Genomic DNA, 26,253 nt, shown 5'->3' with positions numbered 1-26,253 from the left:
AGTTTTCCATGGCCACGCTCGTCCTCGGCGCTGTCGGCACTGCCATCGGCGGAGCCTTTGGCGGTGCGATCCTCGGCTTTTCTGGGGCGGCCATCGGCGGCTTTATCGGCTCGACCGTGGGCTCTGTGGTCGACAGCTGGATCGTGTCGTCGCTGGCCCCGGCTCAACGGATCGAGGGCGCGCGGCTCGACACGCTGCGCATCACCTCGGCCACGGAAGGCGCGGTGATCCCGCGGCTTTACGGCCGGATGCGCATCGGCGGCAACATCATCTGGGCCACCGATTTCCGGGAGGAGACCAAGACCACCACCCAAGGCGGCGGCAAGGGCGGTGGCGGCGGCAAGGTCAAGACCACCGAATACCTCTACTATGCGTCGTTCGCCGTGGCGCTCTGCGAGGGTCCGATCACCGGCATTGGCCGCGTCTGGGCCGATGGCAAGGCAATGGACTTGGGCGCCGTGACCTGGCGCTGGTATCCCGGCAACGAGGCGCAAACCGCCGATCCGTTCATTGCAGCCAAGATGGGCGCGGCCAACACCCCAGCCTATCGCGGCACGGCCTATGTCGTGTTCGAGGATCTGGCGCTGGCGACCTTCGGCAACCGCCTGCCGCAACTCAGCTTCGAGGTGTTCCGCCCGCTGGCCGATGCCGACACCGCCGAAGGCCTGACCCGCGCCGTCACCTTGATCCCGGCTTCGGGCGAGTTCACCTATGCCACCGATGCCATCCGCAAAGGTAGTGGTGGCGCGACGGTTGCCGAGAACCTGAACGCGCAGCCCGACCAGCCCGACATCGTCGTGGCGCTGGACCGGCTGCAGGCCATGGCCCCGGCGGTCGAGAGCGTCAGCCTCGTCGTGACCTGGTTCGGCAACGACCTGCGCGCTGGGGTCTGCAAGGTGAAGCCCGGCGTCGAGGTTGCCTCCAAAGCCACCACACCCGCCAACTGGTCGGTGAACGGGGTCAGCCGGGCCAGCGCGCATCTGGTCAGCCGTGACGCCGAGGATCGTCCGGTCTATGGCGGCACGCCTGCCGACTTTGCCGTGGTTCAGGCGATCCAGGAGATGAAGGCGCGGGGGCTGCGCGTCACCTTCTATCCCTTCCTGCTGATGGATGTGCCGCCCGGCAACACGCTGCCGAACCCCTACAGCGCCAATGCCGCCACGCCCGGCCAGCCCGCATTTCCATGGCGGGGGCGGATCACCTGTTCCCCGGCAGCGGGCTTTGCCGGATCGGTCGACAAGACCGGCACGGCGGCAACGCAAGTGTCGGCGCTGTTCGGTACAGCGACGCCGGGGAATTTCAGCGTTTCGGGCGAGACTGTCAGCTTTACTGGCTCGCCCAGCGACTGGGGCTTGCGCCGAATGGTGCTGCACTACGCGCATCTCTGTGCCGCAGCAGGCGGGGTCGATGCCTTCCTGACCGGCACCGAGATGCCCGGCCTGACCACCATCCGGTCCAGCACCAGCACCTATCCCGCCGTGACCGCCTTCAAGACCCTTTCTGCCGACGTGAGGACCATTCTCGGCGCGGGCACGGAGATCGGCTATGCCGCCGACTGGTCGGAATACTTCGGCCATCATCCGCAAGACGGCAGCGGCGATGTCTATTACCACCTCGATCCGCTCTGGTCGGACACCAACATCGACTTCGTCGGCATCGACAACTACCTGCCCTTGTCGGACTGGCGGGATGGCTTCGATCATGCAGATGCGCTCGAAGGCTGGCCTGCGATTTACGACCGCGCCTATTTGCAGGCGAACATCGCGGGCGGTGAAGGGTTCGACTGGTTCTATGCCAGCGCCGCCGACCGCTCCGCGCAGATCCGCACGGCCATCACGGATGGCGCGGTGGGCAAGCCGTGGGTCTTTCGCCCCAAGGATATCCGCGCCTGGTGGACGAACCCGCATTACAACCGGCCGGGCGGGGTGGAGAGCGGTGCATCCACTGCATGGATCCCGCAATCGAAGCCCATCCGCTTCACCGAACTGGGCTGCCCGGCCATCGACCGGGGCACCAATCAGCCCAACGTCTTCTTCGACCCGAAATCCTCGGAAAGCTTCACGCCGTATTTCTCGCGCGGGTGGCGGGACGACGCGATCCAGCGGGCCTATCTGGAGGCGAGCTATTTGCATTGGGGCGACCCGGCCAACAATCCGACCTCCGGCATCTATGGCGGCCGCATGGTGCATGCGCCGGAATGCGCGGCCTGGACTTGGGACGCGCGGCCCTATCCCTTCTTCCCCGAACTGACCGATGTCTGGACCGATGGCCCGAACTGGCGGCTGGGCCACTGGCTGACCGGGCGGCTGGGGGCGGTGTCGCTGGCGGCGCTGGTGCGGAACCTCTGCCTGCGCGCCGGAATGCCTGAAGCTCTGATCGACGTGTCCGGCCTCTGGGGGGCTGTCGAAGGTTACGCCATCACCGCGCTGGAAGCGCCGCGATCATCCATCAGCACGCTGGCCCGACATTTCGGGTTCGATGCCATCGAGACCGAAGGCATGATCCGCTTCGTCATGCGGGGGAGGGCGTCCGTTCTCACCGTGGCCCATGACGACCTCGTGGCATCGCGCGAAGGCGAGGCGCTGGAACTGGTCCGCGCGCAGGAAACCGAACTGCCGCAGGCACTGAAATGGCAGGTCGCCCGCGCCGACGAGGACTATGACGCGGCGCTTGTCGAGGCCCGCCGTATTACCGTCGACACCACCCGCATCGCCTCGGAAAGCTTCCCGATGGCGATCCCGCCCGAGGAGGCCGAACGCCGCTGCCGCCGCGCGCTGATGGAGGCCTGGATCGGGCGGGAGACAGCCTCCTTCCGTCTGCCGCCGTCGCGACTGGCGCTAGACCCCGCCGATGTGATCCGGCTGGTCCATGACAGCCGCGAGATCGAGTTGCGGCTGGTGTCCATTGCGGATTCCGAGGGGCGCGGCATCGAGGCCGTCCGCCAGGATCGCGCCGCCTACGATCTGCCGCCCGGCGATCCGCGACCGGCCTCGCTGACCCGGTCGGTGGTCTTCGGCGCCCCGGACGTCGTGCTTCTCGACCTGCCGCAACTGTCCGAAGACCAGCCTGCGCATCGGCCGATGGTCGCGGCCTATTCCGTTCCTTGGCCGGGCGAGATGGCCGTATTCCGCAGCCCCTCCATCGATGGGTTCGCCTTGCTGACCACCTTCGGTAGTCGTGCCCGGATCGGTACACTGGTGTCGGACTTCTACCCGGGCCCGACCTCTCGCTTCGATCTCGGCAATGCGCTGGTCGTCGATCTGGCCTCCGGCACGCTGGAAAGCGTCACCGATCTGACCCTGTTTGGCGGTGCCAATGCGCTGGCAGTGGAATCCACACTGGGCAAATGGGAAATCGTGCAAGCGGGTGTCGCCGAACTGATCGCCCCCGGTCGCTATCGCCTGACCCGCCTGTTGCGCGGTCAGCGTGGAACGGAAGGTGCTATTGGCAATCCGACCCCGCTAGGCGCGCGGGTGGTTGTGCTGGACTCTGCCCTTGCCCCGCTGCCGATCGCCGAAGCCGATCTCGGTCTGCCGTGGAACTGGCGAATTGGTCCCGCGGCGCGGTCCGTCAGTGACGCCAGCTACACCGCGCTGGCCTTCACGCCAGCCGGTCGCGGCCTCGTGCCCTTCGCCCCGGTGCATGTCGCGCAGCCGTGGCGCACGGCGCGCAGCCCGGGCGATTTGACGATCCGCTGGACGCGGCGATCCCGCGCGCTGGTGGCCGATGCCTGGGAACAGGTCGAGGTGCCGCTGGCCGAAGACCTGGAAAGCTACGACGTCCAGATCCTCGACGGAGCTGTCGTCAAGCGCACGCTGAGCAGCAGCACCACATCCGTCCTCTACACCGCTGCCCAGCAGACCGCCGACTGGGGCGCGCCGTTGGCCCCCGGCCAGACACTGGCCATCCGCATTTACCAGCTCTCGAACCGCCTCGGCCGCGGCGATCCCGCCGCTGTCACCCTCCAGTTCTGAAGGCCCGTCATGTCTGACACCTCCACCCACCTTGGCCTGCCTTACCTGCTGGCGGCCCAAGCCCATAAGCATGTCACCCACAACGAGGCGCTGCGCCTGCTCGACGCCATGGTGCAACTGTCAGTCCTCGACCGGACGCGCACCACGCCGCCTGCGAGCCCCTCCGATGGCGACCGGCACCTCGTGGCCTCGGCGGCGACGGGTCTCTGGGCCGGCTGGGATCTGAACGTGGCCTTCTGGGTCGATGGCGTCTGGCTGCGCCTTGTTCCGCGGCAAGGCTGGCTGGTCTGGATCGCGGCCGAGCAGGCTTTTGTTGTCTGGAATGGAAGTGCCTGGGACCCGGTCGGCGTGCCGCAGGATGTGTCTGACGCGATCTTCAGCCTCGTCAACGACGCCGATCCGACGAAGAAGGCGCTGTTTTCGCTGTCGGGGATCACCACCGGTACGACACGCACCTTCACACTGCCGAACACCTCGTCGGAACTGGCGATCCTCGCGGGCACCCAGACCTTCACGGGCAATAAGACCTTCTCCGGCACGCTGACCGCCTCGGGCACTGTCACCGTCTCTGCGGCCTTGGCCAGCATCGGTACGGCGACGACGACCGCCACCTACGGCATTGGCACAGGAGCGACGACCACCGGCGTCACCAAGACCGTGAACCTCGGCACAGGCGGCGCATCAGGATCGACCACTATCGTCAACGTCGGCTCGGCCACGGCGGGGGCCGCAGGCACGACGGTGGTGAACACGCCCACGGTCACCTTCGCCAATGCGGTCACGCAGGTCGGCATGCCGCAGGCGAACCTTACCGCGCAGCACTTGGGCCTCGGCGGGGCCACGGCCGACAGTTACAACCGGATGTCGGTCAACACGCCTGCGGTGCTTCTGAACAACGCAGGCGCAGGGATCGAGGCGACGGTGAACAAGGCGGCCGCGGGGAACGACGCCGCCTTTGCTTTCAAGACCGGGTTTTCGGCGCGGGCGTTGATCGGGCTTCTCGGCAACGACGATTTCAGCTTCAAGGTCAGCCCGGACGGGTCGGCCTTCTACGACGCGATCAGGATCGACCGGACCAATGGCCAGCTGGAATTGCCGCAGCCGACGGTCCTGCCGGGCCTCAGCGCCGCGCCGACCCCGCCGCCCACCGGCAAGGCCACCCTCTATGCTCGCAACCGGGCCGGCGCACCGTGGATCGATGTCATGCGCCCATCGGGCCGGGACTTTCCCCTGCAGCCGCACTTCGGGGTGAACCGCATTGCGACGTGGTCGCCATCCGTCACGACAACAATCACCACTGAAGGCATGCCGATCACCTCGGTCGGCACCGTTTCGCACCCGACGCTCGCCGCCACGAACCTCGCTGCCAGCATGCGCCGCTGGCGCCTGACTTCGGCGGCGGTCGTGGACTCGGTCGCCGATCAGCGATCGGCAGGCTGGGCCTGCTGGCGCGGAAATGCGGCAGGCCTCGGGGGCTGGACCTTCGTGACGCGTATCTCGCTCACGACCCTGCAGGCGACCGGCATGGGGTTCTTCGGCCTCTACGGATCTACGGCCGCGCTGGCCACCACCCTGACTTTGGCGGCCGCCATCAACTGCATCGGCATCGGATTCCAGCGCGGGACGCACACCCGTTGGCAGCTGGTCGCGAACGACGGCACCGGAGCGCCGACCCTGACCGACATGGGCGCGAGCTTTGCCATTGCCACGGGCGGGGTGCTGACCCTGTTCATCGCCGCCCCACCGAATGGGTCATCCGTCTGGGTGCGGGTGGTCGACGAGGTCTCAGGCGCGATCTTCGAGCAGGAGATCACCGCTGACCTGCCCGCCGCGACGCAGTTCCTGTCGCCGCGGCTGTTCATGAACACCGGCGCGACAGCCGCCGCCGTCGCCTACGACTGCGCCGGGGTTTACCTCGAGACCGATTTCTGATCCGGCTTCATGGAGAACCAACTTGTGTGAAGCCCGGGCCGGGCGACATCAAAATGGGAAGCGCCGAACGCCTCAACCGCAGCGCATCGCCCGGCCCGGCTCACAGGTTCACGGTTTCAAGGAGCGGCAGGGATTCGCTGCGCCGGAATGGTTGCACGACAAGGCTGCACCTGTCTCGTGCGGCGGTGGGCACAATTGTGCACCTGTCAGCGGATCGAGCGAGGTTTCACGGTTCGATGTCCTCAAAGGCTTCTGTCCGATGCCAGACAAGGCGGGCGCGGTGTTTGTCGGTCAACGGGATGGGAGATTGCCAGCGCAGCTCTGCGCGCGCCGTCTCGCTCAGCTTTGGCGAGAATTGCGGATGTCCGTCATCATCGAACGTAACTAGCCCCCGGTCGAAGGCCGCATCCCAAAGGGCCGAAAGCAGCAGGCCGTTATGTACGTCCAGCCGGTCGGCGTCGCTGGCGCAATCCTTCCAGGCGATGATGTGGCTTGCGCGCAAGAGCGCCGGATCGGTGATCCCGGTCAGCGGGCAGCAGCCTTGCCAGTAGGTCATCAGACGGTCGCGGAAGATGTCCTGACCAACGCGCTGGATGATCAACCTCTCGGCCTCGGTGCTCTTGGGCAGGTTGGCCACGGCCGCACGGAATTCCTCGAGCGGGCCATCGGGCAGCGTTACGCCCAACTGGTAGACCCGAGGCATCACGGCATAAAGCGCGGTCAGGTCCGGGAAGGCGTAGCGGACGAGGCCCGGGCCCGGCACTTCGGCCGTCGGCAGGTTCAGATCCTCGACAATACCAAGGTGATCGAGGGCCAGGAACCACGGCCCTTCATGTCTTGCCGCCGCCAACCACACCGTGCCCTTCGCGGTGGTGGATCCATAGCGCGCCCAGCCGTCCGCTTCGCCCAGGGCGCGGCGATAGCCGTTCTGCCAGGCAGCCTTCTGGCATTCCTGGCTGACGACGAAGGATTGGGGGGCCTCGATCATCACATCCCCATCGCCGTGAATTCGCCGTTCGCCTCCATCCGGTCCCAGGCGGAAAGGACGAGGCGGCGGGTGCGGTATTCGCCGTGTTGGCGGATTTCCTTTTCCTTCAGGACGCGGAAGGTTTCCGAGGGGTAGTCGGGGCCCTTCACGTCGGCGGGGTCGAGGATGTAGCGCAGCTCGTCGCGGGTCAGGCCGTAGGCGCGGGCATAGAAGGCGTCGAGATCGGCACGCAGGCGGGCGCGGCGGTCCTCGTCCCAGGCGAAGGGCGGGCCGTCATGGCCCAGATCACGGGCGAAGGGGGCGAGGCTGTGCGAGGTGTAGGTGAGTTCCAGCACCTTCGGGGTGATGAAGGCGAGGCGGGATTCGGTGTAGAAGTTGGGGCGGAGCACGGGCAACTGCTCAACGTGAAAGAAATTGATATTCACCCCACCAACTTTTCGGCGAACCACAAAATCAAAGCAAAGGGATGCACAGTTTGCATACAGGCAGGCGTACAAGGTCGCTGGCTGATCGGATTTCATCAGGTTCAAGCTATCCCCAAAGCCCGCAATTGGCATAAGGGTTGGAATGAAAGAGCGCTCATTTCCGATGCCTGTTACCTTGTTGAACACCAGCATTGCCCCAAGCGAGTAATCATCCAGCGCTGCTTTTACATCGGTTTTTGAAACCCAGTAAAATGGCTGAACCTCGTACTCGGGGTTCATGTGGTGATGAAGTTCCGTATCAGGCAGGACTCTATTGCCACGTTCATCTCCGCGACTTTCGTATGACGCCGAACGATGGTCGTAGATATCAAACATCTTAGCCTCGAACAGGGGCAGGTATACCTCCGGACTCGACGTGATTTCTCTGGAAGTCCAATTAGCCCCTTCTTGGGAATACCCTAGGGCCGCAAGGGATGAAGTTGTCTGAAACAGATGACTGTCGTTCGCCATATGAAACAGAATTGAAAATTTGACACCCCAAGGGTTGCCATCTGCCCCGAGTTCATTTTGCACTAAGATTGTTGAGTTCTCATAGATCTTGGTTGTGATTTCTGCGTCTGCTCGGGTTCTAAATACTGAGGCGGTTTTTGTATTTGGGTTCAATCGAGCAATCTGGGTCGATGTCAGGCTGAAGTTTCTCTCTGGCTCCGCCAATTGCGACGGCGACGTGATGTAAAACGCAAAACGTGCCGTGCCTTCGTTCCGACCAAGCGTCAGCAAACTAAACTTAAAGCTGCGATGCACACCAACAAAGAGCGGTGCGGAATTCTCAAAATCCACCAGTTGCGCTAGCCGCCTCTCGGAAACCAGGTGTGCGAAAAACGGCGCGGTGGTCGCATCGGTAGCGACGCCTGTTGGCACGATGACACCTGCCCGATGTCTAGATAATTTGGCGAAGAGTTCAGCAAAAAGGGCATAGGTATTGACGTCACCCCTGCCGGTCAGGGCGAAGCGACCACCGTCCTCGCCCGACACTCGGACGAATTCGCTGGTCGCCTCTGCCTCGCGCTTCGCGGTTTCAAATGCCAGATGCAATGTGTGTTCGGGACTACCCTCCGGTGTTGCGCCAAGCGCCTTGATCAGCTTGCTTCGTTCCGACTTATTCTGGGCACCAGAAATTTCAGGAGAGCGGCTGGCGAAGAACTCCTGCTCCTGCAGCTTGATCCGCTCCCACGGCGGGTTGCCCAGCACGACATCAAACCCGCCGCGCTGCATCACATCGGGGAACTCCAGCGGCCAGTGAAAGGCGCGGGCGCGGCGGGCAGCCTTGGGCGCGTCCAGCATCGCCTGCCTGATCTTGCCCTGATTGAGGGCCAGCCACAGCTCCTCGGTCGTCGGCACGGTGCGGGCCGAGGCCCCCGCCGGTGCGCCGCCCACCTTGGGCAACAGGAAGGCCGCGACATAGAGGTTCGCCGCCGTCGTCGCGCGCACAAAGGCCTGCCCCTTGCGCAGCTCCTTGAACCGCGCGGCCTTGGCCCCGATCTGCTCCACCGTATCCTCGGGCAGATCGCGGAACCCCGAGAAATCCAGCGCCAGCGGTTTCATCTCGGGCATGGCGACTTGTCCCGTGCCGAAGTCGAACCCGCCTTGCCCCGAGGTCGCGGCGCGGTTGGCCTGCAGGTAGTAGCGCGCCGTATCCTTGTCGTCGCCCGTCAGCGGCTTGTAGGCGGCATCGGGGATACCGTCCTGCAGCACCTTCAGGTCGAACACCCCCAGCAGCGCATCGCCGCAGCGGATCTGCGCGTCAAAGAAGCCGAGGGGAAGGCCGGGGTCCACCGTCTCGATCCACAGCGCGACCTTGGTCAACTCTACCGCCATCGGGTTGCGGTCCACCCCGTGCAGGCAGGACCGCGCGACATCGCGCAGGGCGTGGCGGAAATCGGCGAGCGAGGGCGTGCCATCGGCGCGGATGCGCGCAAGCCGCGTGGCGATGCGGCGGGCGGCGGCCAGCAGGAAGTGGCCCGATCCGCAGGCGGGGTCGATGACCGAGAGCTTCAGCAGCGCCTTGGCGGGATCGTCCGCCTCGGCCTCGGTCTTGTCGAGCACGGGGTCGAGTGCTGTGTCGAGCAGCGCCTGAACGAGGCTGTCGGGCGTGTAGTAGGAGCCGGTGGTCTTGCGCTGGTTGCCCTTTTGCTCGGCCGCTTCGGAGGCGAAGACCAGCGTCTTGCCGTCATCGCCGAGCTGCGGCTGCAGTTCGAGGAGGGATTCGTAGACGGAGCCGAGTTCCTCGGTCTCCATCGCGCGCCAGTTGACGGGAACCATGCCGGTTTTCTGGTCAAGCCAAGACAGGCGGTAGAGCGCCTCCATGAAAGCGCGGTTGCGCAGGCGGGCGGTTTCAAGGTGGGGCAGCTTGTCGCCCGCGAATAGGCCGCCAAGGGCCGGGAGCGCCAGCGCCTCTTGCCCGTGGGTGAGCGCGTGGAAAACGATCTTGATGCCCTCGTAGCGATCGTGATGCTTGTCCCACGAGGCGGCGCGGTAGCATTGGGCGCGCAGGGCGGCGAGGCTGTAGCCTTCGGCATAAAGCTTGCGGGCGTCGGGCTTGGCCTTTTCAGAGTGCAGGAGGTTGCGATCCTCGGCCACCATCAAGAAGATCAGGCGGTAGACGAGGCGGAGAAGTTCGTTGAACCATTCGGTCAAGTTGATCTCGCCCGATTTCAGCTTGTCGCGCAGGTCGGGGTTGGCCTCGAGGAAGCCGGAGCCGAGAACCTTGAGCGCGATCTGGACCTGGACGGCCAGCCGGTCGCGGGCGACCTCGCCTTCCTTGGACCCCGCGTCGCGCCAGCGCTCCAGCGCGCAATCGGTGGCCGGGGCGCCCGCGACGCCAAAGCGGGTGCGGTGGATCAGCAGCCAGAGAACGGCGAAGGAGGCGGCATCCTCGTTGGTGAAGATCTGGGAGAGGTCGGCCTCGATATAGGCCGGGCGGGTCAACGATGCGTTGTCGCGCATCAGGCGGATCAGGGTTCCGTTAGTGACAAGGCCCCAGAGGGTATCGTCATGCTCGTTCAGGTGGTCCTGAAGGGCGAAAGCGGGCGAGCGTGTGCGGTCGGTCGATAGGGTTGCGCTGCGCCGGTCGAGCTTTTCGTCAGACGGGGGCACGACCACAATCGGCACCCGGCCACCCGCAATGAAGGAAAGGGCGCCCTCCGCTGGGGCGAAGTCATCGAAGCCGAAGGTTTCCTGCAGGAAGGCCTTGATGAACCGACGCGTCGCATCGGCCGAGGGATTTGCGATCCTGGCGAAGGTGTCGAAGTGCGACTGGCCGACCCGGAAGGCGGTCGAGATTTCCTCGCGGATCGTCAGACCCTTTCGGATGCGATAGTCGGCCTCGGTCTGCTCAGATGCCTCGCGGCGGTCCACGCTGGCAACCATGGCAGGCGCGATAAGATTGCCTTCGAGGCTGAGCGAAGGCCAGGCGGACATGTCGACGACGGGTTTGCGCGCCATGATCAGACCTCGCTCGGCATCAGGACGAAGAGACCGATGACGTCAGGCGGGAGAACAGCCTCCACCGTGACGCGCGAGGCGGAACCCGCCGCAGCGCGCAAGCGGGCATGATCCTGCATGAGTTCTTCGGCTCTGGTTCTGACGAACTCAGCCAAGGGGCCGTCGAGCAGGCCGGGCAGATCCTCCTTGGCCTTGGCGATGAAGCGGTCGCGTGCCGACGGAGCGAGGTCAGCGTCCGCTGGCGTGTTCAGAAGTTCGCGGGCGGCTTCGCCAGCAGCAACGATCCGGCCACCCTGTATCGCGACCAGGGCGGCCTCCTCGGCAAGGAGCAGGCGCTCCTTCCGTGCATGGACGGTCAGCTTGAACCGGATCCGAAGGAGTGCCAGCCGGGTCATCTGCTGGACGGCGGAGGTAGGCCAAGCGCCAACCCGACCGATTCCGAGACCGGACAGCGCCTCCGGGTCGAGTGAGGCCTCGACCAGCGCCTCTGCGAGGGTTGCGGTCAGGGGATGTGTCCTGGTGAGCAGCTCAGTCCCCGATGGCGCGGGTTCAGTCATCGCAAGACGGACCGAGCCAGCCAGGTTGCGCTGGGCGAGACGTTCTTTCAGGCCCGCTTCCAACGCATGGACATGGGCGATCAGAAGCGTCTTGCGCGGTTCCAGCGGCACGCCGAAACGCGACATTGCCCGTTCGATGAATATCTTGGCATCCTCTGGCGATCCGAGCAGGGTGCGGACCTTCTCCCATTCCGGGGCAACCTCCTGCGGCTTCATCGCATTCTGGGCGAAGCGCGCGCGGGATTTCTTTTCGTTCTCGGAGGCGTCACGCCACCGCGCCTCCATCGCCCGGGTGCCGTCTTCAAGGCGCAAGTCGAAGGCCAGCTGCTGGGATTTACCCTGCCGCAGCATTACGGCTGCCATCAGGGCGTCGGTGACCGGCCCACGCTCGTCCGGCAAAGGAACGGTGATACCAGTCGCCTTGCGGATTTCTTCCGCCTTGCGCAGGACGACATCCAGGACGGCCCCGTCGATGGCGCTGTCCGGTGAGAACATCATGATCGATCGGACAAGTTCGGCTGGCTGGCCGAAGCGATCAACACGCCCCTCGCGCTGCTGATGCCGGGTCGGGTTCCAGGACAGATCGTAGTGAACGACGGTGTCGAACAACTGCTGGAGGTTGATCCCCTCGGACAAGCAGTCGGTGGCCACCAGGATGCGCTGGACTTCCTTCTCGTCGTCGGCTGAGGTCATTTCGGCCACGCGGTCACGGCGCTCGTCGGGCGTCAGAACGCCTGTCACCGCTTCGACGACCAGCTTGGGAAAGGCCTTCCGCAGGCCATCCCGAACGTGCTCGGCCGTGGCCAGGAAGCGGCAGAACACGACGGGATTCGCGCCCTTCTTGATCAGTGGCGTCAGTGCATCGATGAGGGCCGCAAGCTTCGGATCCGGCTTGTGGATCAACTCTTCGGCGTGGACGACCAAAGCCTGAAGGGCCGGATCCGTGTCAAAGCCGGTCGCAGGTTCAATATCCACCGCGTCTTCGTCGTCGGAGTCCTCATCGTAGATCTGCGGCTCAAGCCGGTCGCTCTCATTGGACATCCGGTTGCGCAGCGCACTCAAGGCGGCGGCCGGCGACGAACCCACACAGCGCATCAGGGCGAGTGTGCCCCAGAAGGCCAGACGCCTTTCCCGAAGCCCGGATCCTGCGCGGGAGACGACGCCGAAGCAGTAATCGAGCACAGCGTCCTGAAAATCGAGATGTGGCTGCGATAGCCTATAAGGGGACTCGGTGGTTTCATGCTTCGGGAAAGCACGGTTCTCGTCCCAATCGCCGGAAACGAGATCGATCCTTTGGCGCTGTACGAAATGTCGCGCCAAGCGTTCCCGGTAGCGGGCGTCCTCGAAGTTCATCGTGCCGAAGGACGGGTCGATCAGCGAAAGCAAGCGGCCGAATGCATCTTCGTCGCCCGAGTGGGGCGTTGCCGTGAGAAAGATCATCCGACGCTCCGGATCGCGGGCAAGGCCTGCGAGCAGCTCAAACCGTTGCTGCTTGCCCTTGTGCGTGCCCACCGAGGCATGGGCTTCGTCCACGATCACGAAATCGGGGCACGCACGTGCGAACCCTTCACGGCGCTTTTCGGCCTTGATGTAGTCAAGGCTGACGACGGTATAGGGGTAGGCATCGAACAGCGTCTGGGCCAGCGGAAGACCGCGTTCCAGCCGCGCGGCACTGCCTGATGTCACGGCGACCGCTTCGATCCCGAACCGATGCTTCAGTTCCCCGACCCACTGCTCGACGAGGTGCGGTGGGCAAAGCACCGAGAAACCATCGACTTCGCCACGGTCCATCAGTTCGCGAAGGATCAAGCCTGCCTCGATCGTCTTCCCGATTCCGACATCATCGGCGATCAGCAGTCGGGGCACCTGCAGACGAAGCGCCATCAGCAAGGGGACGAGTTGATAGGTTCTGGGCTCGAAAGCCAGTTGCGCGGCCGAACGGAACGGCCCCGCGCCCCTACGAAGTGTCAGCCGCATCGCATCCGCCAGGAGCGCTGCCTTCGCCTGGACAGTTGGCACGGCATCGGCGGGCAAGTCGAAACGTGCAGTGGCAACCGGCTGGGTTTCAAGCGAAGGGTCAAGGATCACCGTGTCATTCTCGCTGCCGGAAAGAGGGCGTAACGCCAGAATGCCCTCGCGCGGGGACGGCAATGCCACCCATTCCCGCCCACGGGCGCGCACCAGGTCTCCGGGAGCAAAATTCACGGTCATCAGATCAATCCTTGAACATCGAAATCAACGCGTCAGGCACGCCGTCCGCGCAAGTCTCGGGCAATTCGAAAAGGGTCCAGCCCTTGGTGTCAGCGATCTCTCGCGCAGCTTCGGACAGAGCGCTGGTGCAGGCGGCAACAAAATGGGTGCGCCAGGCAAACCGCATCTCCTGGTCCGCAAAGCTGACGGAAGCGCCGTCCGGGGCCGGAATGCCCGCATTCTTGAAGGCTACATCCCAACCGTCGATGCCGCCAGCAGGGCGGGATGATCCGGCCGCCAGTACGATTTCACCCCGGGCGAGATCGATCAGGATCTGCTTTGCCTCGGCGCTGGCGCGGTCGATCAGCTCGTGGTCTGGCTGGTTGAAATAGGACAGCAGGCACCGATAGCAGCCCCGGACACAGGCACCGCTGTCCCGGTCGACAAGGAGCGACGCATCCCCCGCAGCGATGGCGTCATCGACCTTGTCGAAATGCATCAGGGAAAGGGCTTCCCGTGCGACCTTGCCCAAGGCGTGTGGATCTTCGACGAGGCGATTCAGGACACCGGCACCGCCCTCGGTCGCTTCATAAGCGAGGATCGAGCGCCGGTTGTCCCGGGCGGGCAATGGCTCGCCGAGGATCTCACCCTCTTCAAGCTGATAGGTGACCGCGATTCCGCGCAGAAGCGCATGTTGGACGGTGGCGATCGTTTCAGGGGCATAGGCATCCGGATCGAGGAAGCGGAGCAGAAGCGCGTTCTTGCGATCACGCACGATCGGCACGATGCGCACCGGCCGCACGACATCGGGCGGCACATCGACGTCCGGTTCCTCGTCTTCCGACTTTGCCCAGTAGCCGCTGCGCGGATCGATGTTGAAGCCGAAGACGGTCTGGTTCTTGCGCCGTTTCAGGCCCTTGTTGATGCGGCTGATCTCGGCGCTGTTGGCGTACTGAAGAGCAAGAATGGATGTTTCGCCGCAACGGAAATCAGCCTCTGTCACCTGGAGCCGCCCATCTTTGCGGGGCCAGGAGAACACGGTCTGGATATCAAAGCCCTGGCGAACCCGCTCCTCGTCATTCGCGGTGATCCGGTCAGCAGGGGCCGCCTCGACGTTGTCGATCCGGAGCGTCCGCTGCACCGGCACTTCGCCCGCCATGGGTGAGTTGCAGGCGTGACAGCGTTCGACCTCACCTTCGTGGCAGGCGCCGCAGTTGGAACAGATGAAGATGTCCTTGGTGGCCAGTTCCGAGCCATCGCCGGTGCGGACCTCGGGCGGCAGCTTGGCCTTCATCACCCGGTAAGCCCGGCCCTCGTGGTAGATCAGGCTGCGCGGCCCGAACTCGGAAATCGCGAGGAACCTTGCGCGTTGCAGGAAGGAACCGGCTTTGCCCTCGCCGGGGACAAAGGCGTAGAGCGGCAACCGCGGGAAGTTGTAGCCCGGCAGGAAACCTTCGGTCGCAAGGTATCTGTAGGAATAGAAATCGGACCCATTGGTTGCCTTCCCTTGTTCAAGGATGGCGATCTGGTCGCTTGCCTGCATCTGGGCGGCCTTGATCTTGCGCCTGTCTGCACCGGAGAGGCCCGTGATCTCGGACCGGCTGTTCGCCTCCATCAACTGGGTACGCGCCGAGTTGTAGAGCTCGCGCCAACGATCAAACGCGCGGTCGAATTCCTGCGGCGCGCGCATCGCGACCTCGAGGATCAAATCATCCTCGTCGCCCATCCAGGCCGGTTTCTTGCCGTCCACTGATGCAAGGATCTGGTCCAGCACCCGCTTCATCGGCGCGCGCGCTGCCGTCACCAGGCTTGGCCGGTTGATGACCTCCATCACCTCCTGTTTCAGCGGGTATTTCGCCTCCTTCAGGTCAAGGATCTCGGGGATGTCCGGCGACAATGCCAGCTTGGCTTCTGCCAGCCAAACTGCGTGCAGGTGCGAGCGAACCAGTTCTTCGTTGGTGATGTCGAGCGCAGGCGGCCGGACGACGCCCGCCACCATGTCATTCCGGCGCTCGAAGAAATACTGATCGTGCGGGGATTGCGCCGCGCAATAGGTCACGATGACCGCCGCCTGTCCGGATCGACCGGCCCGACCAGCACGCTGTGCATAGTTGGCAGGTGTCGGCGGCACGTTGCGCAGATAGACGGCATTCAGCGCTGAAATATCGACACCGAGTTCCATCGTTGGCGAGCAGAAGAGCGCAGGCAGGAACTGATCGGACTCTCCGGACGCCTTGATCTCGGCTACGTTCTCCTTGAGCTTCGCGCGATCGTCATCCTCGAAGCGGAACCGCCACTCCCGCCACTCGCGTTGCTTTTGCGAAACCTGAGCGGTGTGTTCACGTCCCTCCAGACCCCAATAGGTGCTGCGGCCCCGTTTAAGATCGGTCGCAATGGCGTTATAGAGGTCGTGGAAATACCGGTTCCCCTGCGCCTGTCCGGTGCGGACAGCTTCTCCGGGGACCAGACGTACTGCTGAAGGCGACAACCGCCACCCGAGGAGATCAGCCTCGATCTCGACAAGCGAGACCAGACCTTCGCGTGCCATCAGTTCCAGAAGCCCGGTCATGACGGCAAGGTACTCGTCCTTGTTCAGCTTCGTTCCGATCATGCTCCTGCGATTGATCGACCGGCCGATCCGGGAGTTGTGGCCGGCACGGATGATGGTCTGCTCTTCTCGCAGCCCGACACGATCCTTTCCGGGCGCCTGCAGGAACAGGGTAGACCGGCTTCGGGGCGTTTCCTTTTGGTCGATGGCCCAAGGCGCCCGCAACAGGTTCCGCGACTTTTGGCCGACTGTGTCTAGAACGGTCAGATCAAGGGCCTCGGTGCTGACGGCCAGACCTTCCAGCATTGCGCCAAGGATTTCCTTGAGCAGCTTCTTGCAGGCTCCTGCATCCAGGTCTCCGAGCGCCGGATGCACCGCCATCAGGGTTTCGCGGTCTTGCGCGATGTCGTCGAGCCCAATGAATTCGACGTCGACCAGCTTCAGGACCGACAGGCTGGGATTCGTATAGCGCCAGCCCCGCCGCAGGTCCGTCCAGACCCGGTGGGCAAGCACCTTGGCAAGTGAACGCTGGGCGTCCTCGCGCACCACGGCGCCAGCTTCGGGGTCTAGCATCCAATGGATGCGGGCTTCCTTGTTCGATGCTGTGAAGCCGAGTGCTTTCACCACTCGCAGACCGAACTCATCCTCAGCCATGCCGTCAGCGCCCGCGTCGATGACAGCACGCAGGATGGCGCCGCGCAGCAAGCTGACAAACAGGTAGTCGTTGAAATGTCCTGCCTGAAGGGCAGCGTCCTGGCGGTTGTCCGTGAAACCCAGCAGCTTTCGCTTCTCGGCGGGAACGCCGCTGGCATCGCCATTCATCCACTCAAGGGCTGTCGACACGAGGTGGGTAGTTGCCGAGCTTCGGCCTTCACCCGAAAGGCCGGCAAGCTTGCTGCGCTCCCGCATGCTTGGATGGGGTTGATCCAGGCAGCAGGGACAGAACCCGAACTTGCCTGGAATGAACCAGAAACTGACGCCGTCCGGGCTGTAGCGTCCATCGGGTCGCACCGTGACCTGCTCCGGCAGTCGGCCCTTGCGGTTGGCGCGCAGGCGTTCGATGCCGTTGCGCTCTTCGCGCCAATCTTCCGGGTAGGTCTCCACGTCGCCGGTGAAGGCGTAGTCCGGGTCATTTCCGCCAACGGGCGTCAGATAGCCGGCTATATCGCCATCCGGGTCCGGGATCGGTGTGTCATCAATGTTTCTGGGTAGGAAGCGAAGCCCGTCGGCATCCTCGGATTTAGTGACGACATGGACCTCGTGGCCGCATTCCCTGCAGAACCGTGTCGGATAGAGGCGATGGCCGGGGGCATCGGGGTCTTCCAACTGGCCCTCGAACAGAACCCGCCTCGGGCGACCGGTCAGCGTCGTGAAGATCTCTCCGGCGCCGGAAATGAACCGATGCAGCTTGAATGCGAGGAAGGCGCCGGACCCTTCGCCGCCGCGCTCGGTCTCTGGTAGGCTGACGCGGGTCAGGAATTGCTCGAAACCTCTCCTGCATGTTTCCTTGTCGAGGCCGCTGTCTTGCGCAAGCTGTTCTACAGCATCGTCGAACGGGACGGGCTTCTTGCGCTTCAGTTCCTGGCCGTCATCAAGGCCGATCGCCAGCTCGGCCCAGACAGCAAGGGGATGTCGCCGCAGCGCCTCATCTGTCAGTGTTTCCGGCAGGTCGCTGCCAAGCGTTGTCGCGAGTTGCGGCCGAACATCTTCCAGCTTCAGGCGGTCGTCCGTGGCGCGCTGAAGGGACTCGTCGATGACGGCATCAGGGCCGATAGACGCCCCGAACAGGCGCGAGGCGACATCGGCCACTGCTTTCGCGCGACCGGCCTCTGATCCCTCGCTTGCCATGGTGGCCGACGTGCCGATGCAGATCGGCGCTTTGGCCGGTGCACAGCGGTTCCGAAGGCGGCGCACGAGGATCGCCACATCGGCGCCCTGACGGCCGCGGTAGGTGTGCAATTCGTCGAGCACGATGAACTCGAGCCCGGTGGCATTGTCGATGACTTTGGTATCAAGGGCATCCTGCCGTGTCAGGAGCAGTTCGGCCATCATGAAGTTCGTGAGCAGGATATCGGGCGGATTGTCAGCGATCCGCTGGCGCTCTTCCTGGCTCTCCTGACCCGTGTATCGCCGGACCACAGGCTTCAGCTCTTCCGGCAACCCGGATTGGGAAATGAACTTCTCGATTTCTTTGATTTGGCTGTTTGCGAGGGCGTTCATCGGGTAGACGATGATGGCGCGCGTCTTGCGCGGCTGCCCTGCCTTGCGCGAGCGAACGATGGCATCGACCACGGGGACAAAGAAGCACAGGGATTTACCTGAGCCTGTGCCCGTCGTCACGACAAAGCTTTGACCCGCCCGAGCCTTGGCGATGGACTGTGCCTGGTGCCGGTGAAACCGGATGGGCGTGGCGCCGATCCTGAAAATCCGGGCCGTTGCCTCGTCCAGATCCCCCGACGCGACAAGGTCATCCACCGTGGGGCCTGACAGGAACTTGGGGTTCAGCGAAAGAAGGGCGTCGGGCCAGAAGCGGCCGTCGTCATATTGGCGCGTGACTTCGGCGGCGATGTCCGGTGCCCGGATGGTGCTGAACGACCGCGAGAAGCGCGCATAGGAGTCGATTAGATTGTGGTCGAATTCAAAAGCTTTCATGGAAAATCCTACTGCTCCTCTGCCTGACCCTGGCGGCCGAGGATCACGTCACGGTTCAAAAGCACGATCTGCTGGTCGTGAGGCTTCCGGGCGGCGGGATCGGTATCGAGCCCAAGTCGCCTTAGCGCATAGTAGAGCAACGCCCGACGAACCTTGATCTCAGCCTTGCCGCCGAGCATGCCATAGTCGAGCGCAATCACCTTGGCCTGCGTCTCTGACAGGGCAGGGTGGGGGCCGATTTCCAGCGTTGCAAAGGTGTGCCAGTCCTGATCGTTGTAGCCCAGAACGTCTGCCGTGCGCGAGCCGCGGATGTCGAGGATCCGGGACAGCAGGAAATCCTTGAACACCTCGTCACCGAAGCAGAATGCGCGGGCGTGCCAGCGGAAACCGTCGAAGGCGATGGCATGCGGCGCGATCCAGCGCGACCGGGGCTCCGGATTGGACAGGGACTGATACTGCACCTCGATTGCTTCAGACTGGCGGATCGCATCGACCACGGACCGGAGGGTTGCAGGATCTACGCCGCGCGCCGGGGTGGGGGCGGAATCGTAGGCGGGCAGTCCGGCGATCCAGCAGTCGTCTTGATCAAGGATGCCGTCGGCGACCGACCGCAGCTGGGCGAGGTACCGACCGGCATCGAGCTTGTCGAACACAGGCTTGAAGCCTGGTTGGCGCACATAGGTCCGCAGGCTGCGGTCGTAGTCCATGTTGTGGGGGGCGAGGCCGATGTAGCGGCTCAGGTCGGATGACGCCTGGTTCACCGACAGCCCGAACTGCTCCATCACATCGCTGCGGTTCACATGCCCCTCCCAGAACAGGCGGAACTCGATGAACTCGAGCCTTTGCTCGACCCCCCAACGAAGCTCCGACCTGTCGTCGCTCACCACGCTCTCCCGTCATCGGTCGATGCGCATGGAAATTATGCGCGCCCAATTTCTGGGCCTTCCTCGACCGTAGCGGCGCGATGCTTGGGGATCAATCGAAAAGGGAATGGCTGGCGCGCAATTATCCCAAGGATTGCCGCAGGTTCTGCGCGACCGCGTCGGCCGCCATCCGGACGGGTTCCGCCGCGAGATGGGCGTATCGCGCCGTGGTCTGGACCTGCGTGTGGCCGAGGAGCTTGCCGATCATCGGCAGGCCTTGACCCGACGCCACGGCCGTGGACGCGAAGGTGTGGCGCAGGTCGTGGATGCGGACGTCCTTTACCCCTGCGCGGGCGCGGACGCGCTGCCAGAAGGGCTGGAGATCGCTCAGGGGCTTGCCGGGCAGAGTACCGGTGATCACCCAAGGGTTGCCGTCGACGCGCTGGGCGCCCCGGAGCAGGTCTACGACCGGCTGTCCGACGTGGACGACCTTCGCACCTGTCTTTGAATCCGGCAGGCGCAGGGCAGGGACGTCGAGATCGACGTAGGACCATTGCAAGGACATGATCTCATTCAGGCGGCATCCGGTGAGGATCAGCAGACGCGCGGCGAGGATGGCTGAGGGCAGTTCCACCCCTTCCGCTTCCATTTCGCGCAGCACCTCGCCGATCCGGCGCAGCTCGGCCGCACTCAGGAACCGTTCGCGCTTTTCCTCGGGATACTTCCGGATGTGCTTGCGCGGGTTGGTCCCGTCCGGCCGCAGGCCCCACATCTCGGACAGGCTGAACATCTTCGAGATCACCTCGAGGCAGCGGTTGGCCTGATAGGGGATGTGCCGCAAGTCGTGGTGGAACTTTGCGACGTCTGCCCGCGTGATCCCAATGACCGTCAACTGCCCGAGGGCGGGCAGGATGAAGCGCTGCAGGTTCCGGCGATACTCCTTGCCCGTACTGGCCTTCACGCGGATGGCGATGTGTTCCTTGTCGAACCGTTCGGCCAATTCCTTGATCGTGATCGCCTTGCGCCCTGCGTCGCGTTCGGCCGCCGGGTCCAGTCCGTTGCGCGCAGCGGCGACGATGGTGATGGCGCGGGTGCGCGCCTGCTCGCAGGTCAGCACGGTGCTAGGCCCGAGGCTGATACGCCGCGACCGGCGCCCTGCGCGGTATTGCACGACGTAGCCTTTCCGCCCGCTTGGCAGCACCCGCAGCCCGAAACCAGGGATGTCGCTGTCCCAGACGAAGTATTCAGCGGTTTGCGCTTCTGCGGCGTCGACGATGCGCTTTGTGAGCTTGGGCATGAGAGATCGGCTTCCGGGTTGACTGGTTTCCACAGTGCCCAACGCGGAGGGCTAGTCAACGAACACATTGATATTGCGTGGAAAAAGGAAAATCCACGTAATGCCACGCAGGGGCTGAATCGCAGGCGTGGGCGAAAACTCTGGCCACGGCGAATCAGAACGCAGGTTCCGGTCTTCCGACCGCGCTGCTAAGGTCCGCGAAAAGAAACGGAATTCCGATGGCGTCGAAATCCACCCTCAATGAAAAAAACCTGGAGGCGCTGGGCGCTGAGCGTCTGGCGCAACTGCTGATCGAGATCAGCACCGGCGATGCCGCTGCCAAGCGCAAGCTGCGGCTGGCGCTCGCCGGAGCGGAAGGCCCAAGGGAAGCGGCGCGGGAGATCAACAAGCGGCTGAGCAGCATCGCAAAGGCACGTACCTTCGTGAACTGGCAGAACCGCAAGCCGCTGGTGAAGGATCTTCAGACCCAGCGCAGCGCCATCATGGAACAGATCGCTCCGCATGATCCGGGTGAGGCATTGGCGCTCCTGTGGCGGTTCATGGGACTGGCCATGCCAGTGTTCGAACGCTGCGATGACAGCAGCGGCACCGTCATCGACATCTTCCACCAGGCATGCGCCGATTTGGGCGAGGTGGCCAAGGCGGCTGACGCGGCGCCGGAGGCACTGGCGCGGCAGATTCTCGATGGGCTGCAGGACAACGGCTTTGGCCAGTACGACGGTCTGATCGCCATTATCGCCCCGGCGCTGGGCCCGGAGGGCGTTGCGCATCTGAAGACACTGGTCGAGGAACTTGGGCGCACGCCCGTGCCAGTACCGCCAAAGAGCGAATGGCAGGCCGTCGGCTGGGGCAGCGGCGGCACACGCTATGCTCACGAGATGGAGGAACGCGCGCGGCGGAGCACGGTCGAAATGGCACTGAGGGACATCGCCGACGTCCAGGGCGACGTCGACGGCTTTATCGCGCAGTATGACCCCAAGACCCGCAAGGTACCAAAGATCGCGGCCGAAATTGCGCAGCGCCTGCTGGCGGCGGGCAGGGCAGGGGACGCGCTTGGCTTCATCGAGCGGGCGGAAGTGGACAAGACGCGCTGGATCCCGCCCGAGTGGCAGGACGCGCGCCTTGCCGTGCTCGAGGCGCTTGACCGGAAAGTCGAGGCGCAGGCATTCCGCTGGGCGTGTTTCGAGCGCGACCTGTCGGGTGAGCACCTGCGGGCCTATCTGAAGCGTCTGCCGGATTTCGACGACATCGAGGCTGAGGAGCGGGCGATGGCGCATGCCGCTGGCCATGCCGACCCGCTTGCAGCCCTGGCCTTCTTTCTGAATTGGCCATCGCTTGGCCACGCCGCGCGAGTGCTGATCGACCGGCAGGACGAGGTCGATGGCGATCACTACGAATTCCTCGCCCCGGCGGCCGAGACATTGGCCGAGAAGCATCCGCTGGCCGCGACGGTGGCGCTGAGGGCGATGATCGATTTCACGCTGACCGAGGGGAGGCAGAAGCGTTATGGCTATGCTGCCCAGCACCTGGCGACCTGTGCGGACCTGGCCGGACGGATCGAGGACTTCGGACTGGTCGAGCCGCATCACGCCTATGCCGCGCGCCTGAAGGCGGAGCATGGCAAAAAGACCGGCTTTTGGGGTAAGCTCGCCTGATGCAGCACTATGACATCATCCCGGATATTCACGCCGATATCGACCGCCTGACGCGAACGCTCATCACCCTTGGCTATGTGCCCGGCAGTGCGTCATGGTCACATCCTGAAGGCCGCATCGCTGCATTCCTCGGTGATTTCATAGATATGGGTCGCACGAACCGTTCGGTTCTGACCCTCGTCCGCGCCATGTGCGATCAGGAGCATGCCGTGGCGATCATGGGCAATCACGAGTTGAATGCGCTGCTCTACCATCGGCCGGGCCTGAACGCCGATGGCACGGACGATGGCTACATGCGGGCTCATTCGGCAAAGAACCGGGACCAGCACCAGACGTTCCTTGATGAATTTCCGGTTGGGCACCCGGACACGACTGAGGTGATGGACTGGTTCCTGTCGTTGCCGCTGTTCCTTGATCTGGGTGGCCTACGTCTCGTCCATGCCTGCTGGGATGAGGCGCGCATTGCGACGATCATGGATCGCCGTCCGGACGGCCTGCTCACAAACGGCGATCTGCAGGAAATCGCGCTGGAAAATGATGCCAGTGGGTTTGCGGAGGCTGTCCTGACAACGCTGAAGGGGCCGGAAGCGGAACTGCCCGCGCCGCATCATTTCCATGACATCAAGGGCCACCGACGCACTGCGCTGCGTCTGAAATGGTGGCAATCGGACGCCATGACCTGGCGCGACGCGGCTTTGTCGGTGCCGGACCCTGAAACACTGCCTGCGACGCCAATCGAGGGCGACGTCGCTTTTCGCGCCTATGGGGCCGAAGCAAAGCCGGTGTTCTTCGGGCACTACAAGCGGTTGGGCACCCCGACCATCGACGCACCCAATGCAGTCTGTCTCGACTATCCCCGCGTGACCTGCGCCTATCGTTGGGTTGGTGAAGCAACGCTGGATCCACAGAACCTGGTCGTGATCGACTGACCTGCCATGAATGATCGCTGTGCTACCGGAAAATCACTTCGCTGCCCGGTGGAAGCATAGTGGAAGCACGAGGGTGAAAACCGCTGCGAAATCCTGACAATCCGCGCGCAGGCCGCTTCGGTTGGCCCGGCTTGCAACTGGCGGAAACCGCGCAACAACTCGCGATCCTGCGCGACCGTTCATGGTTCGTTCGACACGACTCATAACCTGAAGGCCGCAGGTTCAAATCCTGCCCCCGCAACCAAATCTTCATACAAGATATCAAAGGCTTAGGCCATAACAGAGCGCCCCACGGGGCGCTTTTCGCGTTGCGACACAGAACAAGATCTTTCTGCGCGATTCCAAAGGCTTACAGCCGTTCCGATTTCCTCCGTGCAACACCCATGCGACATGGGAATCGCAGGATGTTCGTGGGACGTTCCTGTTGGCGAAGGCGTGTCGCTCACGGCCGTACCCCGGTCATTGCGACCATTGCGTCCTCGAAGGCAGCCTGCGCCCCGGCCCCCTGACGCATCCAATACTCGTGCTTCTCGTTGTGGACCACATGCCCGAAACCGTGCTGCGTCATTGTGGCTGGATCGCCGTGATCGCAGATGAAAACCTTTGAGAAGTACCAATGCGATGCTTGGCGGTTCAGACCGCCCACTTTCGCGCCGCGGAAGGACACCATCAGCTGCATCCGCCCTGCCTGACACCCATACTCCGGGTGATCGACCAATCTCCGGAAGAAGTCGGCTACTCCGGGCGGAAGGGCTCTGATGGCTGCCTGAAGATCGCTGGTCAATTCTGGCCGCGGTGGCATTGCACCTCGCTTTACGCGGTGTGATCGATCTTGTCGTGGCGGTGATGCCGGTGCGGAGATCCTACCTTCCGACGTCTCTCCACGAAACAGCCGCGCAGCGATTTCCCAAGATGCCATTTTATCGGCCTCCGATGCACGCGCGCTCGGGTGCAATCCGACTGCGTCAAACCTCAACCCTGCTGTCTGCATGCGGTCGCGCGCCTTGCCGCCCAGCGCCAGGACGAAGGCTTTCGGGAAAAGGTCCAACTGGCGCGCAAGATAGGTCTCGGTACATGCCTTCTCAACCCGAGGGAGGTGCTTACCCCCGGAAACCTCGGCCGGGCAGAGAACAGCGTTGGTCGTCCAGGTCCTCCGGAGTTGGACGTCGAGGCCATCTGTCGGCCAGAAGGCATCAAGGATGCGGCGCATGTTTCGATGAAACGGTGTGGGGCGCCCGGCCCTGTCTATCCCAAAGTTCTGCATCGCTTCGCGAAAAATGCGCACCGAATTCTGGACCATGTCCTGCGGCGTTCCTTGATAGCCGGTGCTGTTTGGCGGGTCGCCGGGTTCTGCGGTCACGATGATCAGGCGCACTTCATCAAGCGAGCCCAGTGCGCCGCCGAAGGCACAGGGCACCAAGCCCCGTGCCGGTTCCCACGTACAGGCACCCGCGCATGCGCCGTCGAAATGCGCGCAGGGGCGATAGGCTGGTTCGAGTATGTCAAGCAGCGGCTTTGGAAGCATTGCCCAATCGATCAGGTTGGTGTGCTCCGATGAAACACCGAAATGCCGTCCGAAAACAACTTGCTATATCAAGACGGCCCAGCCGTCATGTCCCCGAAGCCAAATCGGGAGCCGCCATGCCCAAGACGAACGACGCCGCACTGGACACCTTCATCGCCGCGAAGACCGAGATCGACGCCATGATGGCCCGGTTGGCCGCCCACAGCGCCGACCACTTCGGCTACAACCCCGAGGAGGTGCACTGGGGCCATGTCGGCACGATGGAACATTACCGTGCCCGCCTCCGCGAGATCACCGACATGGCGTTCGGCGAGGGCGAGCACGCCGCCTGAACATTCCTTCCCGACTAGGTTGACTGGCCAAAGCATGTGCCCATGGCCAGCTTGGCGATGGCGGAATGTGCGCCCACGAGGTGTTGATCCTTCGGCAAGTCCCAAGTCGGGAACAGTCCGGCGACGGCCGCCATGTGGTTCTCCAACTCGCTGATGACCATCGTGATGTTCCGCGTGCCGTTATACTCCTCGGCCAACCTCCGGAGGTCGGCGCACAGGGCCATGACAGCCGCATAGTTGCGCATAGCCTGAAGCTTGCCTGCGTCCTTGCTGTCCTGAACCAGTAGCCCGAGGCCATCCAGCACCGCGCGTATGTCCCGCTCCATCATGCCGCCACCGTTGCCACGCCATCGAGGCGCACCGCGACGCTGGTGATGCCGTTCCCGGCGGCCTCTGTCGCGATGCCCACCGGGAAACGCCCGGTGCCCGGCACGTTGATATTCTTGGCCGTGTTGTCCCAGGACACGCGGGCGCCGACCGTCAGCACGGCGGCGGTGGCTTTCGGCAGTTGATAGATGCCCGTCGTGGCTAGTTCGACCGGTTCGCCCACGGCGGCCACATAGGCGGCGACGCCGAAGATGTTGCCGATGATCGCCCCCTCGCCAGCGCCAATGCCGCCTGCGGGAGCAGCCGCGGTGATGACGTCGCCTTTCTGAATATGGTTCTTCATGGTCAAAGCCCTTTCGAGGATTGGATGCGGACCACGGCGATGCGGGCCGTGGTGCCGGTGATCTGGCGGTTGAGGTCGCCCAGCGCGGCTGCCATCTCGGCGTCGCTGGCATAGGTGACCCGCTTGCCGTCGTATTCGACGGTGCGGATGCCCTGATAGCGGGCGGCCATCAGGGCGTCGCGCCAGGCGGTGAGTTGGGCGAGGTCGGCCAC

15 protein-coding genes are annotated in these 26,253 nt (G+C 63.9%); 5 read left to right on the top strand and 10 right to left on the bottom strand.

The features are described from left to right. The first annotated feature begins 8 nt into the window (after nt 1-8). On the top strand, nt 9-3,974 hold the full coding sequence (locus B0A89_RS05280; RefSeq protein WP_085377243.1) for a baseplate multidomain protein megatron: 3,966 nt from the start codon (nt 9-11) through the stop codon (nt 3,972-3,974). Between the two features lie 9 nt (nt 3,975-3,983). Next, nucleotides 3,984-5,906, top strand: coding sequence for a DUF2793 domain-containing protein (locus tag B0A89_RS05275; protein WP_085377242.1), 1,923 nt, complete (start codon nt 3,984-3,986; stop codon nt 5,904-5,906). Nucleotides 5,907-6,132: 226 nt separating this feature from the next. On the opposite strand, the gene B0A89_RS05270 is transcribed toward B0A89_RS05275, so the two are convergent. From B0A89_RS05270 to B0A89_RS05245, 6 genes are all read right to left on the bottom strand, one after another. Further along, the gene (locus B0A89_RS05270) at nt 6,133-6,894 is read right to left on the bottom strand and encodes an HNH endonuclease (RefSeq protein ID WP_085377241.1); all 762 of its coding nucleotides are present in this window, start codon (nt 6,892-6,894) and stop codon (nt 6,133-6,135) included. Continuing rightward, nucleotides 6,894-10,823, bottom strand: coding sequence for an Eco57I restriction-modification methylase domain-containing protein (locus B0A89_RS05265; protein ID WP_085377240.1), 3,930 nt, complete (start codon nt 10,821-10,823; stop codon nt 6,894-6,896). Before B0A89_RS05265 ends, B0A89_RS05270 begins: the two co-directional genes overlap by 1 nt. Before the next feature lie 2 nt (nt 10,824-10,825). Then, a complete protein-coding gene (locus B0A89_RS05260) occupies nt 10,826-13,591 on the bottom strand; it encodes a DEAD/DEAH box helicase (RefSeq protein WP_085377239.1) in 2,766 nt (921 codons plus the stop codon). 4 nt (nt 13,592-13,595) lie between these two features. Continuing rightward, the gene (locus B0A89_RS05255; RefSeq protein ID WP_085377238.1) at nt 13,596-18,770 is read right to left on the bottom strand and encodes a DEAD/DEAH box helicase; all 5,175 of its coding nucleotides are present in this window, start codon (nt 18,768-18,770) and stop codon (nt 13,596-13,598) included. A gap of 8 nt (nt 18,771-18,778) precedes the next feature. Beyond that, nucleotides 18,779-19,654 (bottom strand): BrxR family helix-turn-helix transcriptional regulator, encoded by an 876-nt coding sequence (locus B0A89_RS05250; protein ID WP_085377237.1) that lies wholly within the window; start codon nt 19,652-19,654, stop codon nt 18,779-18,781. 121 nt (nt 19,655-19,775) lie between these two features. Continuing rightward, nucleotides 19,776-20,930 carry a tyrosine-type recombinase/integrase gene (locus B0A89_RS05245; protein ID WP_085377236.1) on the bottom strand — a complete coding sequence of 385 codons (1,155 nt, stop codon included), beginning with the start codon at nt 20,928-20,930 and terminating at the stop codon, nt 19,776-19,778. 218 nt (nt 20,931-21,148) lie between these two features. Between B0A89_RS05245 and B0A89_RS05240 the strand changes: the two genes are divergently transcribed. Next, on the top strand, nt 21,149-22,585 hold the full coding sequence (locus B0A89_RS05240; protein ID WP_169712136.1) for a DUF6880 family protein: 1,437 nt from the start codon (nt 21,149-21,151) through the stop codon (nt 22,583-22,585). Beyond that, nucleotides 22,585-23,514, top strand: coding sequence for a metallophosphoesterase (locus B0A89_RS05235; protein ID WP_085377234.1), 930 nt, complete (start codon nt 22,585-22,587; stop codon nt 23,512-23,514). The genes B0A89_RS05240 and B0A89_RS05235 overlap by 1 nt, the downstream gene beginning before the upstream one ends. Nucleotides 23,515-23,956: 442 nt before the next feature. Here the strand turns inward: B0A89_RS05235 and B0A89_RS14565 are convergent, their stop codons facing one another. Next, a complete protein-coding gene (locus tag B0A89_RS14565) occupies nt 23,957-25,039 on the bottom strand; it encodes a hypothetical protein (protein WP_157115252.1) in 1,083 nt (360 codons plus the stop codon). 116 nt (nt 25,040-25,155) lie between these two features. Here B0A89_RS14565 and B0A89_RS05225 point away from each other — a divergent pair, with 116 nt between their 5' ends. Next, nucleotides 25,156-25,371, top strand: a complete 216-nt coding sequence (locus B0A89_RS05225; protein WP_085377232.1) for a hypothetical protein — start codon at nt 25,156-25,158, stop codon at nt 25,369-25,371. 14 nt (nt 25,372-25,385) lie between these two features. Here the strand turns inward: B0A89_RS05225 and B0A89_RS05220 are convergent, their stop codons facing one another. Genes B0A89_RS05220 through B0A89_RS05210 form a run of 3 tightly spaced genes read right to left on the bottom strand, consistent with a single transcriptional unit; the run spans nt 25,386 to nt 26,253 of the window. Continuing rightward, nucleotides 25,386-25,700 carry a hypothetical protein gene (locus B0A89_RS05220; protein WP_085377231.1) on the bottom strand — a complete coding sequence of 105 codons (315 nt, stop codon included), beginning with the start codon at nt 25,698-25,700 and terminating at the stop codon, nt 25,386-25,388. Further along, complete coding sequence (locus B0A89_RS05215) at nt 25,697-26,041, bottom strand: DUF2190 family protein (RefSeq protein ID WP_085377230.1); 345 nt, start codon at nt 26,039-26,041, stop codon at nt 25,697-25,699. The genes B0A89_RS05220 and B0A89_RS05215 overlap by 4 nt, the downstream gene beginning before the upstream one ends. Before the next feature lie 2 nt (nt 26,042-26,043). Next, nucleotides 26,044-26,253: a phage head-tail joining protein gene (locus B0A89_RS05210; protein ID WP_023912405.1), complete on the bottom strand. Its 210-nt coding sequence runs from the start codon at nt 26,251-26,253 to the stop codon at nt 26,044-26,046.

The sequence above is a fragment of the Paracoccus contaminans genome, assembly GCF_002105555.1.
Taxonomy (GTDB): Bacteria; Pseudomonadota; Alphaproteobacteria; order Rhodobacterales; family Rhodobacteraceae; genus Paracoccus; species Paracoccus contaminans.
Note: the sequence above shows the minus strand (reverse complement) of the source record. Positions and strands in the feature narration are given on the sequence as shown.

Excerpts from the sequence above, each read along its gene's own strand:
- B0A89_RS05280 (WP_085377243.1), top strand. The coding sequence starts at position 9 with ATGGCCACGCTCGTCCTCGGCGCTGTCGGCACTGCCATCGGCGGAGCC.
- B0A89_RS05275 (WP_085377242.1), top strand. The coding sequence starts at position 3,984 with ATGTCTGACACCTCCACCCACCTTGGCCTGCCTTACCTGCTGGCGGCC.
- B0A89_RS05270 (WP_085377241.1), bottom strand. The coding sequence starts at position 6,894 with ATGATCGAGGCCCCCCAATCCTTCGTCGTCAGCCAGGAATGCCAGAAG.
- B0A89_RS05265 (WP_085377240.1), bottom strand. The coding sequence starts at position 10,823 with ATGGCGCGCAAACCCGTCGTCGACATGTCCGCCTGGCCTTCGCTCAGC.
- B0A89_RS05260 (WP_085377239.1), bottom strand. The coding sequence starts at position 13,591 with ATGACCGTGAATTTTGCTCCCGGAGACCTGGTGCGCGCCCGTGGGCGG.
- B0A89_RS05255 (WP_085377238.1), bottom strand. The coding sequence starts at position 18,770 with ATGAAAGCTTTTGAATTCGACCACAATCTAATCGACTCCTATGCGCGC.
- B0A89_RS05245 (WP_085377236.1), bottom strand. The coding sequence starts at position 20,930 with ATGCCCAAGCTCACAAAGCGCATCGTCGACGCCGCAGAAGCGCAAACC.
- B0A89_RS05240 (WP_169712136.1), top strand. The coding sequence starts at position 21,149 with ATGGCGTCGAAATCCACCCTCAATGAAAAAAACCTGGAGGCGCTGGGC.
- B0A89_RS05235 (WP_085377234.1), top strand. The coding sequence starts at position 22,585 with ATGCAGCACTATGACATCATCCCGGATATTCACGCCGATATCGACCGC.
- B0A89_RS14565 (WP_157115252.1), bottom strand. The coding sequence starts at position 25,039 with ATGCTTCCAAAGCCGCTGCTTGACATACTCGAACCAGCCTATCGCCCC.
- B0A89_RS05225 (WP_085377232.1), top strand. The coding sequence starts at position 25,156 with ATGCCCAAGACGAACGACGCCGCACTGGACACCTTCATCGCCGCGAAG.
- B0A89_RS05220 (WP_085377231.1), bottom strand. The coding sequence starts at position 25,700 with ATGATGGAGCGGGACATACGCGCGGTGCTGGATGGCCTCGGGCTACTG.
- B0A89_RS05215 (WP_085377230.1), bottom strand. The coding sequence starts at position 26,041 with ATGAAGAACCATATTCAGAAAGGCGACGTCATCACCGCGGCTGCTCCC.